The following is a 17,645-nucleotide window of genomic DNA, read 5'->3' on the forward strand; positions in this document are numbered from 1 at the left end:
GTGAAAGGCATGGGCGGCGCGATGGATCTGGTCGCGGGCGTGGGGCGTGTGGTGGTGGTGATGGATCACACCAACAAGCACGGTGACTCGAAGCTTTTGAAGGCCTGCACGCTGCCCTTGACGGGTCAGGGCGTGGTGGATCGGGTGATCACCAATCTGGGCGTGCTGGATGTGGTCGAAGGCGGTCTCAAGATCGTCGAACTGGCCGATGGCGTCACCGAAGACGAGCTTCGCGCGGCGACCGAGGCGACGATCGTCGCATAGGGCCGACACAAGACTGAAAACTGGAGATAAATATGACACATAATGCCTATATCATCGGCAGCGGACACACAAAGTTTGGCCGCCTGAGCGATACGCTCGAAGATTTGATCGTGATGGCAGGGCGCGAAGCGCTGGCCGAAGCGGCGCTTGATCCGAGCGAGATCGACGCGGTCTTTCTTAGCCATTTCAACGCTGGCCTCGTTGCAGACGGGTTTCCCTCCTCGCTGATCCTGCAAATCGACCCGGCACTGCGCTTCAAACCGGCGGCCCGCTGCGAAAACGCCTGTGCCTCGGGCTCTGCGGCGGTCCATGCCGGGCTCAACCTCATGGCCGCCGGTAAGGCACGCAATGTCCTCGTGATCGGGGTCGAGAAGATGACCCACCGGTCGACCCCGGAGGTGACGGAGGCGCTGGCCTCGGCGGGCTATCATTATGATCCGGCGGAGACAGGGCTGAGCTTCCCGCAATTGTTTGCCCTGGCGGCGGAGCAATATATGGCGCGTTTCGGCGACCAGATGGACGTCCTGGCCAAGATTGCCGCCAAGAACCACGCCAATGCGATGAAAAACCCGCTGGCGCAGATGCACAAGGAAATGCCCTATGAGTTCTGTCGCGAAGTCAGCGAGAAGAACCCGCTCATTGCACCGCCGCTGCGGCTGAGCGATTGCTCGCTGGTCTCGGATGGGGCCGCAGCCGTGGTTCTGAGCACGGACAACGGCGCAGCAGGCTCGGCAACAAAACGCGTGCGGTTCGGCGCCGCCGAACATGTCTCCGATTTCCTGCCGCTGAGCCGTCGAAAGATCTCGGATTTCGAAGGGCCTGAACGCGCGATCCGCACCGCGTATGACACGGCCGGGATCACCGTCGACGATCTCGATTTCGCCGAGGTGCACGATTGTTTCACCCCGGCGGAATTGATGATCTACGAGGCGATGGGTCTGGCCGAAAAAGGCGAAGGGGCGCGGGCGATCGAGACAGGGCGTGTGCTGGCGGACGGGCAAACGCCGGTCAACCTGTCCGGCGGGTTGAAGGCCAAAGGTCATCCGGTGGGCGCCACGGGCGTGTCGATGCATGCGCTGTCCTATCGCCAGTTGACCGGGCAGGCCGGTGACATACAACGCGCCGGGGCGCATTGCGGCCTCGTGTTCAACATGGGTGGCGCAGCGGTGGCCAATTACGCCTCGGTGCTTTTGGCTGACCGGGCGTAACGCGTCCGATTTTGCTCAGCTGTGCCGATGGGGTCTTTGGCGGCTGAGCGGTCACAGCGACCGCTCAGCCGACGGCAAACACCCGAAGAGGCGTTCGTAATAGGCCGCGAAGCGACCGAGATGACCGAAGCCGTGATCGAGCGCGAGGCGGGTCAGGGGCTGGTTGCCGCCCTTCAGGAGTTGCCGGTGCACCGCATCGAGCTTGCGCAGGAGCAACCATTCCCGTGGCGTCGTGCCGAGCGCCGTCGCAAAGGCTTCGCGCAGTTCACGCTGCGAGATGTGGAGCGCCTCCGCCATGAGCGCGACGGTAAGGTCGTCGGCCTCCCGGGTCCGAAAAATCCGTTCCGCGTTTTCAACGATCCGGAGCACCTGATCGGCGCTGAGCGGCATGGCGCGGCCCGGTTCGTCGAACTGGTCGAGAACGCTCTGGATCTTGGCGATCAGAATTTCGCCCATGGTCCTCCGAAACTCGCTTGGAGAAAACCGGATATTGCCCGCCGCCGAGACCAGAATGGTCTCAATGAAACGGGCGGCATCGTCCATCGCGGCGGTCATGGGCAGGGTCACAATCGGGCCACGGTGAAACAGCCGCTCCGGCAAAAGAAAGGCCGCACTTTCGATCTGGACCACCACGCCCCTCGTTCCTTGCTGGCTGTTCACCATGATCTCAGCGCCACCGCGCTGGAGCAAAGCCTTGCCGCCAACGGGAACGCCGTTCATCCTCCAGTTCTCCCCATCTGGCAGAAAGCCGAGAACGAGGGTGCCCGGCGGCGGCGCACTCCATTGGATGACCCCAAGGTTCATCCGCTCGTCGATCAAAACGACCGGCCCGAAATCGATCCGTGTCACGCTGCCCTCGAAATCGCCCGCGACCGTCCGCATATACCTTTGATGCCAGCCTGGAAGACCGGTTTCCTGCAGAGTAGCGTCGAGAAACGTCGTGATCGACAGAGAGGTGGCGTAACGGTTCATCGCCGGGTGCCTGAACTTTTCGATGTGGGGAATGGTGGACCAAGGCTACGCTTTGCCATGCTGCAGCGTAAAGAGAAAATATGTTCGCCCACTGCCCAAATGATATGCTGAATCTTATGTAAAAACTGGATACCCGGCCCGCGCCAGATCCGCATCATCAAGGCTCGTTCGTCATGAAGGAGACCCAGATGACAAGACCTCTGACCCTCGGCGTCTGGCTGGCCTGCGGCCTCGCGGCCCAGAATGCCGTGGCCCAGGACGCCGATCACCCGGCCTTTGAGTTCGAAACCACGAGCGTGCGGGAAACCATCGCTCCGGGCCCGAACATCTTCGTGAACTCTCAGGGATGGGACAGCGCCAGTGCGGTGCGCGTTTACGGAACCGACGAGCTGGACTTCAAGGGGATTATGTCGGCCGGATTCCAGGGCAACTCCGCCGTCTCCGCCGATGGCAAGACCCTGTATTACGTCTCGGGCTATTACAGCCGCCTGAGCTATGGCGACCCGGAACATGTCCTCCAGATCTTCGATGTGGATCGGCTGACTCCGGTGGCGGAAATCCAGCTGCCGCTGAAAGTGGCACAATATACCGCCGATGCGTCATTGCTGCGCCTCAGCGCGGACGAGAAATTCATTTACGTCCAGAATTCGACCCCGGCGACCTCGGTCACGGTCGTCGACCTCACGACGAAATCCATGGTGCAGGAAGTGCCGACGCCCGGCTGCTTCGGAGTGTTCCCGACGCTTGAGGGGCACAGCTTTTCGACCATCTGCTCGGACGGCAGTTTCATGACCGTCGCGCTCGATGACGCCGGTGAGACCCTCGGCACCACCAAGAGCGAAATGATCTTCGATCCCGATGCCGATCCAATCTATCTCGCCTCCGACCGCTATCAGGGCGACCTGATGTTCCTGTCCTACAACGGCACCATCTACCGCGCTGCCGATCACGCTGGCACTGTCGAGCTGGTCACCACTCACCCGATCACCGAAGGCACCGAAGGCTGGCTGCCGGGCGGCTACGTTCCGATCACCGTCAACGAGGCCAATGGCATCGCCTTCGTCCCGATGCATCCGTCGACCGAAATCGGTACGCATCACCGTGGCTCGGAAGAAATCTGGGCCTATGATCTCGAAAACGGGACGCTTCTGTACCGGTCTCCGGCGGACAATGCGACCTCCGTCTTTGTCACCGATGACGCCCAGCCGGCGCTCTACACGCTGAACCTGCGCGACGACGAGATCGCCAAATACGAGGTGGACACAGAGGCCAAATTCGCCGTGAAAAAGGCGGTCAGCCACAACGGCATCGGCTTTTCGACAGTCCTCGAAACGGCGGCGCAGCAATGAGCGGTGACACCTTCGCCCGGATGCTGGCCCTCGCTCTTAGCTCCGCTGTCGCGTTGATTTTCCTGCGGGCAGTTTACCACAAGCTCTCGGAGTTCACGGAGTTCACCGGCTTCGTCACGGATTACCGGCTCTTGCCCGAGACGCTGGTCCACCCGGCCTCTGTCGCACTGGTCGTGGCGGAAGCGGCGGTGGTTCTGGGCACCTTCGCCCCGGGCGGACAGCCCGTCGCGATGACGCTGGGGGCGGGGCTCTTCCTGCTCTACGCGGTGGGGATCGGCATCAACGTCGCCCGCGGCCGGACCACGATTGAATGCGGCTGCGGCGGCGCACCTCAGGCCGTCGGCCCGGCGCTGCTCTGGCGCAACGGCATTCTCGCGGCCGCAGCCCTCGCCGCCGCAGCCCTGCCGTCCGGCGGCCTTCCGGTCGCCTCCTCCGTCGCCGCTTTGGCGACCGGGCTCCTCCTTTGGGTCGCCTTTTTGCTGGCCGACCTTCTGCTCTCCAACGCCTCGCTCGCACGCCGCTCGCTCTGAGACAGGCAGAAAGGACCAAATATGACAGCTCTCACATTTATCTCTGCGGCCATGTTTCTGATGATTGTCGGACTGGCGGTCGCGCTTCTGGCTCTGGCCCGTCAGGTCGGGATTTTGTTCGAACGGGTGTCCCCGATGGGGGCGCTGGTCAACGATTCCGGCCCCGAGGTCGGCACCGCCAGTCCCAAATTCAACCTCGAAAGCCGCACAGGTGGCATGGTTCCGATCGGCCCCCGGCCACAGCGGGCGACGCTTGTGTTTTTCCTCTCGCCGACCTGCCCGGTCTGCAAAAAGCTCCTGCCGGCGGTGCATTCAATCCGCGCGGCTGAAAGCAGCTGGCTCGATGTCGTCTTTGCCTCGGACGGCGGGTCCGCCGAACAGCACGACCGTTTCATCGAGAGCGCAAAGCTGGAGCAATACCCTTATGTGGTCTCGACCGAACTGGGCCTCGCCTACCGGGTCGCCCGTCTGCCCTATGCCGTCCTGCTCGATGAGCACGGTGTGGTCCGGGCCAAGGGGCTGGTGAACAGCCGCGAGCAGTTCGATAGCCTCTTCAACGCCTTCGATATGAAAACCCCATCCATTCAGTCCTACCTCGACGGACTCGACGCGCAGCCCGCGCATTGAGCCTCCCTCGGCCGTCTCAACGAAAGGAGAAATGCTTTGAAATCGCTGTTCACACAGGTCTCGGACTGGTTCGACACCAAGGTCGAGGGCACGTCCCGCTCCATCGCACATCATGCCGGGCGGCGGAGTTTCCTCTCCAAAGCCGGCGCGGCAATGGTTGGCGGTTTCGTCCTTCCGATGCTGCCCTATGACAGTTCGAACGGCGCGGCCTTCGCGCGCGGCTTCGGCGAGCCGGAAGTCCTGCCGGACGATTGCGACTATTGGCGCTACTGCTCGCTGCACGGCGGTCTGTGCAGCGAGTGCGGTGGGACCGTGACGCAATGTCCGCCCGGCTCCACGCCGTCCAAGGTCGCCTGGGTCGGCACCTGCCGCAATCCGAACGACGACAAGGACTATCTCGTCTCCTACAACGATTGCTGTGGCAAAGGCTCCTGCGCGTCGGAAGGATGTTCGCGTCAGGAAGGCGATATGCCGGGCTATCGCCTCGGCCTTGCCTCTGAATCGAGCTGGTGCATGGCCAATACCGACAAGGGCATCCACTGCACGGTCGCCATCGTTGTGGGGCTCGCGGAATGAGGAGCGCGCCGATTGCGACGCTGCTCGTCGGGGTGATGGCGCTCACGGCTCCGGCCGTGGCGCAGGACGCCACGCGGGGCGCTGTGCTCTTCGACGAAACCTGCGCGGCCTGCCACCAACAGGGCGGGATCGGCCAGCCGGGGCTCGCACCGCCCTTGGCCGACGGTCCGCTCTGGACCGGTTTGGGGGACAAGGCCCCCAGCTATTTCGGCTCGGTCGTGCTCGGTGGGCTGACCGGTCGGATCACCGCCGCAGGCGTGACCTACATTGGCCTCGCGATGCCACTCCATAATTGGCTGGAAGACGACGAGATCCTCGATATCGCCGCCTATGTGCTCAGCGATCTGAACGGAATCGATGCCGCGCTCGACCCGCAGACCCTCGTGCTCCTGCGTGAGGCCCCTCTCGATGGGGCCACGCTTCATGCCATGAGAAAGGAGGCGCTTGAATGATCCGTCGTTTGTTGTTCACGGCGGCCGTCGCCGCGACGGCGATGCCAGCCATGGCGGTCGATACCAGCTCGGGCCGCACCGCGCAGACCAATTACATCCTCAAATGCGTTGGATGTCACGGCGTCGATGGCCATGGCTTCAGCGAGGTTGGCATACCTGATTTCGTGAACCTGATCGGCACCTTTGCCGGAGACGAGGCCGGGCGAGCCTATCTCGCCAACGTCCCGAACGTGGTGGGATCCGGCCTGAACGAGGACGATGTGGCTGAAGTGCTGAACTTCATCATCGCGAGATGGGCGGGCAGCTCGCTCCCCAAGGATTACCGCCCGTTCGACGGTGCCGAAGTCGCGCGGCTTCACGCCCTAGATGTCGGAAACATCGTCGATTACCGTCGGGTGGTCGCCGCCCGACTGGCCGACCTTGGGATCGAAACCGCCGAATACCCCTGGCCCTGAAGACCCTCACGTCCGCCGTTTACCACCCCTTCGACAGAAAGCCGCTCCCCTGCGATGGACGCCAGAACTGCGGACTTGTCGAAACACCGCTCATGCGGATAAGCTTCGAGGGCAGTCGACGGACGCGATCCATTTTCGGCTCGATGTGAAAAGGACATGGAAATGGCGCGCATCTGGTCGGAATGGAAGTCTTCGCTCATCGCATGTTCGATGGTGATCGCCTGCGGTCTCACCGTCGCGGCCTCAGCTCAGGGGGCCGGGCTGCCCGCAGAGGCTTCGGTGATCTCTCCGACGGCAAGCCAGGACCAACGCCGGGCCGCGCTGGACCGGTTCTGGCAGGACTGGAAAAGCGTCTACCTGAAAGAGGGCTGTGGTGGGGCCTATGTCGATACCGCCGGTGATGGCAACCCGACCTATGGAGACAGTGCGTCCGGGACGCTCACCGTGTCGGAGGCCCATGGATATGGCATGCTCGCCCTCGTCAAAATGGCCGAACGGGACCCCCGCGCGAAACCGCTTTTCGACGAGATGCTGACCTACTTCCGGCTGCACCCCGCCGCAAGCGGACCCGGCCTGATGGCATGGAACCAGACCCGCGATTGCACCGACGCGCCCGAGGGGAAGTCAACGGCCAGCGACGGCGACATCGACATCGCGCTGGCATTGCAATTGGCTGAGGAAAAATGGGGCGGCTACGCCGAAGATGCGGCAGAGGTGCGTGCCGCCATTCTCGCCCGTGAGATCACGCGCCATGACCTCGTCAATCTGGGCGATTGGGCGACCTACGAGGTGTATGACATCGCCTCCCGGTCGTCGGATTTCATGCCCTATAACTTCTCCGTCTTTGCCGACGCGCCCGGCCGCGATGCCTCCCGGTGGATCGAAATCCGTGACGCGGGATATGAGGTCTGGGGCCGGATTTCTGCGCATTATGCGAAGGATACCGGCCTCGTGCCGGACTTCATGGTCGGAATGCCGGACGATCCGCGCCCCGCACCGCCGGAGTTTCTGGAAGGGGCCTATGACGGCTATTATTCGTGGAATGCCCTGCGCTATCCTTATCGGCTGGCGGCCGACTACCGGATCAGCCACGATCCCCGCGCCGCCGAACGTCTGATGCGGATCAACGCCTGGATCCGCACCGAAACCGGCGGCGACCCGGCGCGGATCGCATCGACCTACCGGCTCGACGGCAGCATTCCGCGCGATGGCCGGTGGACAGGAGAGGCGGGCTGGATTTCCATGTTCGCGGCGGGCGCGATTGCCGGTAGCGGCGACCCGGCGGCAGATCAGGCCTGGATGGACGCTCTCTGGACCGCCATGGTCGCCATTCCCATCGAGGAGGGCGACTACTTCGGCAACACGCTCAAGCTCCTCGCGATGATCGACCTGGCCGAGATGTGAACGGCGCGCCTTGTGGGGCAAGAGAGGGGCATGTGACGCGAACAGGCACCAATCAGATGTAAAATGACTGATAATTCGTCTTATGTATAGTTTAATGCACTAAATCGCCTCACAGCACCCCCTGAAGACGTTCCGCAGTCTCCGGCACAAGGCTCAGGCTGGCATCGAGCCGCGCGCGCCAGCGCGGACCTTGGCGCATCGCCTCTTCATAGGCCTCCGCGAGATCGTCTGGTCGGTCGTCGGCCAGAACTTTGATCAGGAATTCGGCCTGCGCACGGTCCTTGCGGGCCTTGGCGTGATCCGGACCGCCACGGCGACGGTCCGCCACGATCAGCTTGTGCACCGCAAACCGCTCCGGGCGCGGGATTTGCACCAGCACGCCCGACCGGTACAGCGCAATCGCGGGGATCGGCGCGGCGATCAGATAATTCAGATAATTGAGCCCCAGAGCACTCACCCCGAGTGCCGGCAAGGGTTTGATGGTTTCATCCCCGAAGGCCGGCGTCAGAAATTCGACCAGCGCCTCGCCGCTCGATTGTTGCCAGCGCCAAACCTGTCGGGTCTCGATGCCTGGGACCGGATCGAATTTCAGCGCCTGCAAAATCTGGTCCGGGCTTTCCTCGACACGGTCATCAAGCGCCACGGACAGCCGTTCGAAACTGGCAAAATCGATATCGCCGGTCTGCGCCAACTCCTCACTGTCGAAGCGCACCCCAAGCTCGCCCTGATAGAGCCCGTAAGCAGCAGTGCCGATCAGCGTGCCGCCAAGCCGGAACACCCCTGCTTTCGCGAAGGCCAGCAACAACGCCCCCGTGTCACGGTCAGGCGCCATGAAGCCTTCGGCGCGCAGAACCCGCGCCAGACGTGCCATGGATTTTCGCCGGGCCTCCCCCTCTGCCTTGAGCGTTGCGGCTTGTGCGATCCGCGCGCGAAGCTCCGGCGTTGCCTCGCCGAGATAACGGCTGCGGATTTCAGTACCGAGCCGGAACTTGTCGTAGAGATAGACCCGCTCGCCACGCCGACGCTCTTCGACGGAACCGATCACGAGAGATGCGGCCTCATCAAGATGAAGGCGCTTGAGATCCTGATAGGCCACCTGAGCGGCGCGGGAATGGGACTGGACGGGCATGATTGGCCTTTGAATCGTGTGCAACAAACTCATTTATGATGCACACATCGACTATGTGCAACAAATTAAAAAACGATGCACATATATTCTGAGCCCTGTTCCAAACGCGCCCCGATGCAAAAGGCCGCACGCTATCCGCCGCTGCGCGACACCACATGATCGCTGCCGATGCCGCCCAGAGATTGGAAAAGCCCGCTGGAATTGCTCACACCGAATTTCTTCAAAAGTTTGGCCCGGTAAACCTCGACCGTGCGATGCGACAGGTCGAGCTGGTTGGCGATTTCCTTGCTGGTCAGCCCGTCCGACAGGTAGGAAATGATTTCCCGCTCGCGTCGGGTCAGGGGCACATAGGGTCGGGTCTCAGACAGATCGGCAAAGCTCCAGACAGCGCGCATCAAGGGCTCGTCCGGTGTAAAAGAATGCCCCCTCACCCGACACCAGAACAGCTCCCCGGTCTTTTTGGCCATGATCCGTTCGTCCCAATAGGTGTTGGTTTCACGCAGCTGTTTGACACCCCGGTCGCGGATGTTCACGAACTCCTCACCGGAGGGGTAGAGCATGGAAAAGACCTGATTGCGCAGCTCATCGCGGCTATAGGCGAACATGTCGGCAAAGGCATCGTTGCAATCGCGGATCACCCGATTCTCCGTGATGACGAGGCCGACCGGCGCGAACGCATAGGCCAGTTCGGCGAAGTCGCCGGTCTCATAGGCCCGATCTATACGTGTTTCCACGATATTGCCTCCTCAAGGTTGCCATGTGATCATCTTTGCAAGGTAGGTCCATCGCGCGTGCGGATGCAACGCGGTGAGCCTGCCAAAATGGGAGGAAATCATGAAGTTACTCAAGCGACTCGTCGCGACCGTCGGCATGGGCATGGCGCTGACCACGACCATGACCACGGCGGTTCACGCGCAGGAGGCGATCAAGATCGCCCTCATCCACGGGCTCAGCGGGTCCAGTTTCGAAGCTTTTTCAAAACAGGCACAGACCGGATTTGAGATGGGCCTCGAATATGGCACCGGCGGCACAAACGAGATCAACGGCCGCCCGATCGAGCTGATCGTCAAGGACACCCAGTTCAAGCCGGATATCGCGCGTGCCGTACTGGCCGAAGCTTACGGCGATGACGAGGTGCTGCTGGCCGTCGGCGCAACCTCTTCGGGCGTGACCGTCGGGATGCTTCCGATTGCCGAAGAATACGAAAAGATCCTGATCGTCGAACCCGCGGTGGCCGACAGCCTCACCGGCCCGGACAGCAACCGCTACGTGTTCAAGACCTCGCGCAATTCTTCGATGGACATGCAGGCACAGGCGCTGGCGCTCAACCCCGACGAAAACCTCTATGTCGCCACGCTGGCGGAAGATTACGCCTTTGGCCGTGACGGCATCACCGCCTTCAAATCCGCTCTGGGCGGGTCCGGCGCCACGGTCGTGTCCGAAGAATATGCGCCGCAGGGCACCACCGATTTCACCGCCTATGCCGAGCGGCTGTTCAACGCGCTCAAGGACAAGGAAGGCCGCAAGGTCATCCTGATCTACTTCGCAGGGGGTGGTGACGCGCCCGGCAAGATTCAGGCGATGGACCCCTCACGCTATGGCATCGAGATTTCCATGGGCGGTCATATTTTGCCGGTGCTGCCGACCTACAAACGCTTCCCGGGCATGGAAGGGGCTGTGTATTACTATTACGAAGCCTTCGACAACGACATCAACGCGTGGTTGGTCGACGAACATATGAAGCGTTTCGACAGCCCGCCGGACTTCTTCACCGCAGGCGGCATGTCCGCAGCTCTCGCCGTGGTCAAGGCCCTCAAAGACGCCCCCGATTACGAGACCGACACGCTGATCGCGACCATGGAAGGCATGTCGTGGGACACGCCGAAAGGTGAGATGACCTTCCGCCCCGAGGATCATCAGGCGCTTCAGGACATGTTGCATTTCAAGATCAAGGTCGACGATGCGGTCGACTGGGCGATCCCCGAGAAAGTGCGGATCATTCCGGCCGATGAAATGGACATCCCGATCGGCCGCAACAATCAGGACTAAGCCCCCGCCGCCATGATCCTGCCCTCTCCCGAACGGGGAGAGGGCACAGCGGGCGGGCGTGACACGCCTGGCCCGGTCTGACAGACCTCGTTTTGGCGGCCTGCCTTTCGGCCTCTGCCTGGTCACGTGACCGCCCTCACCTTTCCTAATCACACCGGATATATGCCGATGACTTCCCCTTCCCTTGTGACCGAGGACCTGACAATCCGCTTCGGCGGCCATGTCGCGGTCAATAGCGTCTCCTGCGCCTTTCACCCCGGTGAGCTCACCGTGATCGTCGGGCCCAATGGCGCGGGCAAGACCACGTTTTTCAATCTGATTTCCGGCCAGCTCACAGCGACCTCAGGCCGCGTGCTCAAGGATGGTACGGAGATCACCGGGCTCTCGCCCTCGGCCCGTGCGCATCACGGCGTGGGCCGCGCGTTTCAGCTCACCAACCTGTTTCCACAGCTCACCGTGCTTGAAAACATCCGGCTCGCCGTTCAGGCGCGCTCCGGGCATGGCTGGCGCATGTTCCGCCCGGTGTCCGGGTTTCGCGAGTTGACGCGCAAGGCCGAACATTACCTTGAGGCGACCCGGCTCTCGACCGTCGCCCATCAAGCCGCCGCCACCCTGCCGCATGGCGACCAACGCAAGCTCGAAGTGGCGCTGCTGATGGCGATGGAACCCGATGTCTACATGTTCGACGAACCGACCGCCGGGATGAGCCTCGACCACGCGCCCGATGTTCTTGATCTGATCGCCCAGATCAAGGCCGACACATCCAAAACCGTGCTGCTGGTCGAACATAAGATGGAGGTGGTCCGCGCGCTGGCCGACCGCATCATCGTGCTGCACAACGGTGAACTTTTGGCCGATGGCGACCCGACCGAAATCATGTCCAGCCGCATCGTGCGCGACGTCTATCTCGGCACGGCCCAAGGGACGGGCGGGGAGGACGCAGCATGAGCCTTTTGTCGATCCGCAACATGAAAACCGACATCGGGCAATACGCCGTACTGCACGATATCAGCTTTGAGGTTCCCGAGGGCGGCGTCTTTGTCCTTCTGGGGCGCAACGGCGCGGGCAAGACCACCACGCTGCGCTCGATCATGGGGCTTTGGACCCCCTCACCCGGTTCGGTGCAGTTTCGCGGCGAGGACATCTCGGCGCTGCACACGGCCGAGATCGCCCGCAAAGGCATCGCCTATGTCCCCGAGAACATGGGCATTTTCGGCACGCTGACCGTGGATGAAAACCTGATCCTTGCGACCTCGAACGGCCGGTTCGATCCCGCACGGCTTGCACGCATCCACGCGCTTTTCCCCGCCCTCGAACGGTTCCGCGACAAACAGGCCTGGAGCCTGTCCGGCGGCCAGAAACAGATGCTCTCGGTCGCCCGCGCGATCATCGAACCGCGCGCGCTCATTTTGATCGACGAGCCGACCAAGGGGCTTGCCCCCGCCATTGTCGATGCCATGGCCGAGGCCTTTCGAGAGATCGCCCAGACCACCACGATCCTCTTGGTGGAACAGAATTTCGCCTTTGCCAAATCCCTAGGCCGCGACATGGCAGTGATCGACGACGGACGTGTCGCGCACACCGGCACCATGGCCGATTTCGTCGCCGATACCACGCTTCAACACCGGCTTTTGAGCCTGTCGCTGTGAAAAGAGAAAGATGTGAGGAGAGAAAGATGACTGCACGCACCGCAACTCTGAGCACCTATTGGGACCGGGCTGGCGGGGTGAACCTGTTGCCGGTCGCCGTCGCCCTGATCGCCTTTCTCCTGATCGGCGCGCCGTCGTCCTGGATCACCCTGACCGTGGCCGGGCTGGCCATGGGCATGATGCTGTTCCTCATGGCCTCCGGGCTCAGCCTCGTGTTCGGTCTGATGGATGTTCTGAACTTCGGCCATTCCGCCTTTGTCAGCTTCGGCGCCTTTATCTCCGCCGCCGTTCTGGCGGGATTGGGCGGCTGGTTGGCCGCCGACAGCTGGGTCCTGAACGCCTCTGCCCTGGCGGCGGCCTATCTCGCCGCGATCTGTTTCGGCCTGATCGCAGGCTGGTTTTTCGAGACGGTGATCATCAAACCGGTCTACCGCGACCACCTGCGTCAGATCCTGATCACCATCGGCGCGATGATCGTCGCCGAACAGACCATTCTCGCCTTTTGGGGCGGCACACCCTTTTCCGTGGCGCGACCGCATTTTCTGGAAGGCTCCTGGATCATCGGCGATGTCTCCATCGAAATTTACCGCGCCTTCGCCTTTGCTCTGGGTGCCGGGGTCTTCGTCCTGCTCTACGTCGGTCTCAACCGGACCCGTATCGGATTGCTGATCCGCGCCGGGGTGGAAGACCGCGAAATGGTCGAGGCCTTGGGCTTTCGTGTCGACCGGCTGTTCATCGGTGTCTTCATGCTGGGTTCTGCGCTCGCGGCACTCGGCGGTGCGATGTGGGCCGGGTATGAAACTCTGATCACCCCGCATATGGGGGCCGATCTGATGATCGTCGTGTTCATCGTGGTCATCATCGGCGGCCTTGGCTCAATCGAGGGCACGCTTTTGGGCGCGCTCCTCGTCGGGCTGATGTCGAATTACGTTGGCTTTCTCGCGCCGAAACTGGCGCTGGCCTCGAACATGATCCTGATGGTGGCAATTCTTTTGTGGCGCCCGAACGGCTTGCGCCCGGCGGTCAAGTGAGGAGCATGCGATGATCACGTCAGACACCCGACACACCACCGGCACCCTCGTCATCAAGAGCGTGGTCGCCCTGATCGCGGCACTCCTGCTTTTCGCGCCCTTCCTGTTTCAGGATGTCCGCTCGCTCGAAGTGGCGGCGCGGATCTGCATCTTTATCGTCCTGGTGGCCAGTTTCGATCTGTTGATCGGCTATACCGGGATCGTCAGCTTTGCCCATACGATGTTCTTCGGCTTCGGCGCCTATGGCGCGGCGATCCTGCTCAAACAGATGGGGCCGGGCTGGACCCCCGTGCTCCTCGGCGCGCTGGCCGGGGTTGCGGTCTCGCTGGTCTTTGCCGTGGCCATCGGATTGCTGTCGCTGCGGGTGAAGGCAATCTTTTTCGCGATGATCACCTTGGCGGCGGCCTCCGTCGTTTTGGTGCTCGCCTCGCAATTGTCGCAGATCACCGGCGGCGAAGACGGGATCATCTACAAATCTCCCGATCTGTTCAAAACCGCGACCAAGCTTTTGACCGATGCCGACGGGAAAGTCGTCCGGCTCTGGGACGTCAAACTGAACGGCAAGCTCGCGGCCTATTATTTCGTCTTCATCACCTCGCTGATCCTTTTTCTCGCCATGCTGCGCTTTGTCGGGTCGCCCTTTGGCACCGTGCTGAAAGCCATCCGTGAAAACGAGGCGCGCGCCGAGGCCATCGGGTATCGCGTCGTCGCCTATCGCACCGCCGTCTTTTGCCTTTCGGCCACCATCGCCTCGCTGGCGGGGACGGTCTATGCGGTCTGGCTCAAATACACCGGCCCCGACACCGCACTTTCCTTTTCCATCATGATCGACATCCTGTTGATGGTGGTGATCGGCGGCATGGGCACCATGTGGGGGGCCGTGATCGGGGCGGTGCTTTTGATCCTCGCGCAATATTACCTGCGCGATCTCATGGGCGCGGCCTCTGAGGCGCTGACAGGCGTGCCCCTCCTGCCAGAGCTTCTGGCCCCAGATCGTTGGCTGTTCTGGTTGGGGATCATCTTTATTCTGCTGGTCTATTTCTTTCCCAGAGGGATCGCGGGCACGATGATGACAGGGAGGAAAGGCGCATGATCTCGCCACGTTTCTCTCTCGTCCCGGTCATGGATCACGAAATTCATGTGACCGAATGGGGCGATCCCTCCGGGCGGCCGCTGGTGATGTGGCACGGGCTGGCGCGCACGGGGCGGGATTTCGACGAGCTTGCCGCCGCGCTCTCGGACGACTATTTCGTGATCTGCCCGGACACCATCGGGCGCGGGCTGTCGAGTTGGTCCTCGAACCCCGAGGCGGAATATTCGGTCGAATATTATGCCGGCATCGCGATGGATCTGATGGATCACTATGGCTTCGCCCAGGCGGATTGGTTCGGCACCTCGCTTGGCGGATTGATCGGGATGCGGCTGGCCTCCGGGCGTCAGGCCGACCGCCTAAGCGCGCTCGTCATCAACGACATCGGTCCGGAAATGCCCGATGAGGCCATCGACCGCATCACCACCTATGTCAGCGACCCGCCGGTCTTTGCCAAAGTGTCTGAGGCCGAGACCTGGCTGCGCGCGGTCTATCGTCCCTTTGGCCCGGCCCCCGACGCCTATTGGCGGCGCATGGCGCGAACTTCGCTCAGACGGCGTGATGACGGCACGCTGAGCCTGCATTACGACCCAAAGATCACCGCTCAGTTCACCGCCTCGCGACATGAGCTGACCTCATGGGACCGCTATATGCGCATCGAAACACCCTGCCATGTCATTCGGGGCAAAAGCTCGGATATCCTGCCGGTCGAAGTCTTTGAGCTGATGCGTCAACGTGGGCCACGGCCCGGTGTGACCGAATTTGACTGCGGCCATGCGCCCTGCCTCGCCCACCCCGAAGACGCAGAACGCGTGCGAGACATCCTGAGATCCCTGAGCGGATGAGCCGCAGCCCCGCAACCGGTTGGCCCCCTGAGAGCAAGCCCCCGATCTCTCGGCAATCGCCCGCCGCGGCGGTCTTCGACCTTTTTCCAATCTAGGCTTGTCCCAATCCTGTGCTACATTTCCAGCGGGAGGCGACGCGCCATGAAGCAAGTGCCATGAAAAACACACGGCATGTCGAAGAAATCGAACGGGTGCTCGACGGCAGCCAGACCGGGCGGGACAATTTTGTCTCGGCCTCCTGGCGGCGCTGTGTCGAGCTTTACGGCATGGATCCGATGCGTTCGGATCCGGCCTATATCGTGACCGATGCGGAATTGCGCGACCACCGCAAACAGGCCGAATGGCTGATCGCGACCGCGCGCACGGGACTGCAATCCCTGTTCCGGCAGGTGGCCGGGCAAAATTACGTTCTGTTGCTGACCGATGCCAAGGGCGTCTGCGTCGACTTTTTTGGCGACGATCTCTTTACCGAGGATCTGCGCAGTGCGGGCCTTTATCTCGGATCGAACTGGTCCGAGAATCTGGCCGGAACCTGCGGTGTCGGCGCCTGTATCGTCACGCAAGAGCCGGTGACCGTGCATCAGGACGACCATTTCGGCAACGCCCATGTGGCCCTGTCTTGTACCGCGGCGCCGATCTTCGACAGCCTCGGGCAATTGGCCGCTGTGCTCGATATTTCGCTTCTGCGCTCCCCCACCCCCAAAAGCAGCCAGAACTTGGCGATGAGCCTCGTCACCTCCGCCGCGCGCCGCGTCGAGATGGCCAATCTGATGGCCGAAAGCCCGCGCGACTGGGTGCTGCGCCTGTCGTCCAGCCCGGAATTCCTAGATGTGGACCCCGAGGCCGCCGTGCGGTTGGACGGCTCGGGGCGGGTGCTGGGCTACACCCGTGCGGCGCGACGGTTGTTCCCGGAAACGGGGCAAATTCTCGGGCGCCGGATCGACGAGGTCCTGAGTGTGAGCGTCGATGATCTGCCCGACCTGATGCGCGACCGTCCCACCGAAGAACGGGTGATCGAGATGCGCGACGGTGGAGCCCTCTTTGGCCATGCCATTGCGCCGAAGGCCCCGCGACAAGCGCATCCGGGAATGCGGCGCGGCGGAGCTTTGGCCGGTCTGACCGGCGGCGACCCGGACATGGCCCGGCTTTTGGGTCAGGCGGAACGGTTGGCCCCCGGCACCGTGCCACTTTTGATCACCGGAGAGACCGGCACTGGCAAGACCAAACTCGCCCGTGCGATCCACATGATGAGCAAAGCGCAGGGCTTCATCAGCCTCGAATGTGCGACACTGCGCCCGGAGGACATCACTGATCTGTGCCTGGACACGGTGAGCCTGACGACGCTTCTTTTGCGCCGGGTCGAGGAGTTGAGCGACGAGACGGCCATCGCCCTGAGCGGTTTGCTCGACCGCCGCCCTGATCTTCGGACGCTTTCCACAAGCTGCCTCGACCCGGCCCGCATTCATTTGCCCCGCACACTGTTCCACCGGTTGGCGGGCTACGTTCTCAGCGTGCCGCCGCTCAGGATGCGGCGCGATCTCGACTGGCTGATGTCGCGCCATCTGCGGCGCCATACCGCCGACGCGGTGCGCCTGTCGCCCTCGGCGCGCGCCGAGTTGATGGGACGGACCTGGCCCGGCAACATCCGCGAGATGGAACAAGTGCTCGATACCGCCGCCGCGCTGTGCGTCGGCTCGGTGATCGACCTTCCCGATCTGCCCAGCCCGATCGGACACGGCCCAGAGGCCGCCACCCCCGCCGCGACCGATCCTTGGGCCGCCCTCGAACAGGTTCTCATCGCCTGCGACTGGAACATGGCCCGTGCCGCGCGGCGGTTCGGGGTCAACCGCTCGACCATCCTGCGACGGATGCGGGCCGCCGGGTTGCGCCCGCCCGAGTGAGCCGTTGCAGGACTGTTGCGCGCGCAACATGCTGCACTGCAACGTTCATTTTTCTCCACTCCTGTCCCATTGCCTCCATAGATCGCTGCGCTTTCGCGCTCCCATACTCCTTCT

The 17,645-nt window shown here is 62.5% G+C and carries 19 protein-coding genes; 16 read left to right on the plus strand and 3 right to left on the minus strand.

The window, feature by feature from the left end; genetic code table 11:
* Nucleotides 1–264: CoA-transferase (locus tag HCZ23_RS17415; RefSeq protein ID WP_303048553.1), on the plus strand; the 264-nt coding region annotated here is incomplete at its 5' end.
* 32 nt (nucleotides 265–296) lie between these two features.
* The gene (locus HCZ23_RS17420) at nucleotides 297–1,472 is read left to right on the plus strand and encodes a thiolase domain-containing protein (RefSeq protein WP_167603032.1); all 1,176 of its coding nucleotides are present in this window, start codon (nucleotides 297–299) and stop codon (nucleotides 1,470–1,472) included.
* 51 nt (nucleotides 1,473–1,523) lie between these two features.
* Here the strand turns inward: HCZ23_RS17420 and HCZ23_RS17425 are convergent, their stop codons facing one another.
* Nucleotides 1,524–2,444: an AraC family transcriptional regulator gene (locus HCZ23_RS17425; RefSeq protein WP_167603033.1), complete on the minus strand. Its 921-nt coding sequence runs from the start codon at nucleotides 2,442–2,444 to the stop codon at nucleotides 1,524–1,526.
* A gap of 188 nt (nucleotides 2,445–2,632) precedes the next feature.
* Here HCZ23_RS17425 and HCZ23_RS17430 point away from each other — a divergent pair, with 188 nt between their 5' ends.
* The 7 genes from HCZ23_RS17430 (at nucleotide 2,633) to HCZ23_RS17460 (ending at nucleotide 7,837) form a co-directional block, all read left to right on the plus strand.
* Nucleotides 2,633–3,793, plus strand: coding sequence for an amine dehydrogenase large subunit (locus tag HCZ23_RS17430; protein ID WP_167603034.1), 1,161 nt, complete (start codon nucleotides 2,633–2,635; stop codon nucleotides 3,791–3,793).
* Nucleotides 3,790–4,323: a MauE/DoxX family redox-associated membrane protein gene (locus HCZ23_RS17435; protein WP_167603035.1), complete on the plus strand. Its 534-nt coding sequence runs from the start codon at nucleotides 3,790–3,792 to the stop codon at nucleotides 4,321–4,323. Before HCZ23_RS17430 ends, HCZ23_RS17435 begins: the two co-directional genes overlap by 4 nt.
* A gap of 21 nt (nucleotides 4,324–4,344) precedes the next feature.
* Entirely contained in the window at nucleotides 4,345–4,950 is a 606-nt protein-coding gene (gene mauD, locus HCZ23_RS17440; RefSeq protein WP_167603036.1) for a methylamine dehydrogenase accessory protein MauD, read from the plus strand.
* A gap of 36 nt (nucleotides 4,951–4,986) precedes the next feature.
* Nucleotides 4,987–5,526, plus strand: coding sequence for a methylamine dehydrogenase light chain (locus tag HCZ23_RS17445; protein ID WP_175580922.1), 540 nt, complete (start codon nucleotides 4,987–4,989; stop codon nucleotides 5,524–5,526).
* On the plus strand, nucleotides 5,523–5,978 hold the full coding sequence (locus HCZ23_RS17450; protein ID WP_167603037.1) for a cytochrome c: 456 nt from the start codon (nucleotides 5,523–5,525) through the stop codon (nucleotides 5,976–5,978). Before HCZ23_RS17445 ends, HCZ23_RS17450 begins: the two co-directional genes overlap by 4 nt.
* Nucleotides 5,975–6,433, plus strand: coding sequence for a hypothetical protein (locus HCZ23_RS17455; protein WP_167603038.1), 459 nt, complete (start codon nucleotides 5,975–5,977; stop codon nucleotides 6,431–6,433). Before HCZ23_RS17450 ends, HCZ23_RS17455 begins: the two co-directional genes overlap by 4 nt.
* A 162-nt stretch (nucleotides 6,434–6,595) precedes the next feature.
* Nucleotides 6,596–7,837, plus strand: coding sequence for a glycosyl hydrolase family 8 (locus HCZ23_RS17460; RefSeq protein ID WP_254870371.1), 1,242 nt, complete (start codon nucleotides 6,596–6,598; stop codon nucleotides 7,835–7,837).
* A 109-nt stretch (nucleotides 7,838–7,946) separates the two neighbouring features.
* Here the strand turns inward: HCZ23_RS17460 and HCZ23_RS17465 are convergent, their stop codons facing one another.
* Together HCZ23_RS17465 and HCZ23_RS17470 are read right to left on the minus strand one after the other, a co-directional pair.
* The gene (locus HCZ23_RS17465) at nucleotides 7,947–8,966 is read right to left on the minus strand and encodes a GSU2403 family nucleotidyltransferase fold protein (protein ID WP_167603040.1); all 1,020 of its coding nucleotides are present in this window, start codon (nucleotides 8,964–8,966) and stop codon (nucleotides 7,947–7,949) included.
* A 131-nt stretch (nucleotides 8,967–9,097) separates the two neighbouring features.
* A complete protein-coding gene (locus HCZ23_RS17470; protein WP_167603041.1) occupies nucleotides 9,098–9,700 on the minus strand; it encodes a PAS and helix-turn-helix domain-containing protein in 603 nt (200 codons plus the stop codon).
* Nucleotides 9,701–9,836: 136 nt separating this feature from the next.
* On the opposite strand from HCZ23_RS17470, the gene HCZ23_RS17475 reads away from it, so the two are divergent.
* The 7 genes from HCZ23_RS17475 (at nucleotide 9,837) to HCZ23_RS17505 (ending at nucleotide 17,531) form a co-directional block, all read left to right on the plus strand.
* Nucleotides 9,837–11,015, plus strand: coding sequence for a substrate-binding domain-containing protein (locus HCZ23_RS17475; RefSeq protein ID WP_254870378.1), 1,179 nt, complete (start codon nucleotides 9,837–9,839; stop codon nucleotides 11,013–11,015).
* A 168-nt stretch (nucleotides 11,016–11,183) separates the two neighbouring features.
* Nucleotides 11,184–11,963, plus strand: a complete 780-nt coding sequence (locus HCZ23_RS17480; protein WP_167603043.1) for an ABC transporter ATP-binding protein — start codon at nucleotides 11,184–11,186, stop codon at nucleotides 11,961–11,963.
* Nucleotides 11,960–12,664: an ABC transporter ATP-binding protein gene (locus tag HCZ23_RS17485; protein ID WP_167603044.1), complete on the plus strand. Its 705-nt coding sequence runs from the start codon at nucleotides 11,960–11,962 to the stop codon at nucleotides 12,662–12,664. The genes HCZ23_RS17480 and HCZ23_RS17485 overlap by 4 nt, the downstream gene beginning before the upstream one ends.
* A 26-nt stretch (nucleotides 12,665–12,690) precedes the next feature.
* Nucleotides 12,691–13,695, plus strand: a complete 1,005-nt coding sequence (locus tag HCZ23_RS17490) for a branched-chain amino acid ABC transporter permease (protein WP_167603045.1) — start codon at nucleotides 12,691–12,693, stop codon at nucleotides 13,693–13,695.
* 10 nt (nucleotides 13,696–13,705) lie between these two features.
* Nucleotides 13,706–14,788 (plus strand): branched-chain amino acid ABC transporter permease, encoded by a 1,083-nt coding sequence (locus tag HCZ23_RS17495; protein ID WP_167603046.1) that lies wholly within the window; start codon nucleotides 13,706–13,708, stop codon nucleotides 14,786–14,788.
* Nucleotides 14,785–15,630 carry an alpha/beta fold hydrolase gene (locus HCZ23_RS17500; protein WP_167603047.1) on the plus strand — a complete coding sequence of 282 codons (846 nt, stop codon included), beginning with the start codon at nucleotides 14,785–14,787 and terminating at the stop codon, nucleotides 15,628–15,630. Before HCZ23_RS17495 ends, HCZ23_RS17500 begins: the two co-directional genes overlap by 4 nt.
* Nucleotides 15,631–15,785: 155 nt before the next feature.
* Nucleotides 15,786–17,531: a sigma-54-dependent Fis family transcriptional regulator gene (locus HCZ23_RS17505; RefSeq protein ID WP_167603048.1), complete on the plus strand. Its 1,746-nt coding sequence runs from the start codon at nucleotides 15,786–15,788 to the stop codon at nucleotides 17,529–17,531.
* The last annotated feature ends 114 nt before the right edge of the window (nucleotides 17,532–17,645 follow it).

Origin of the sequence: Celeribacter sp. HF31, assembly GCF_011806455.1 — a bacterium.
GTDB lineage: Bacteria > Pseudomonadota > Alphaproteobacteria > Rhodobacterales > Rhodobacteraceae > Celeribacter.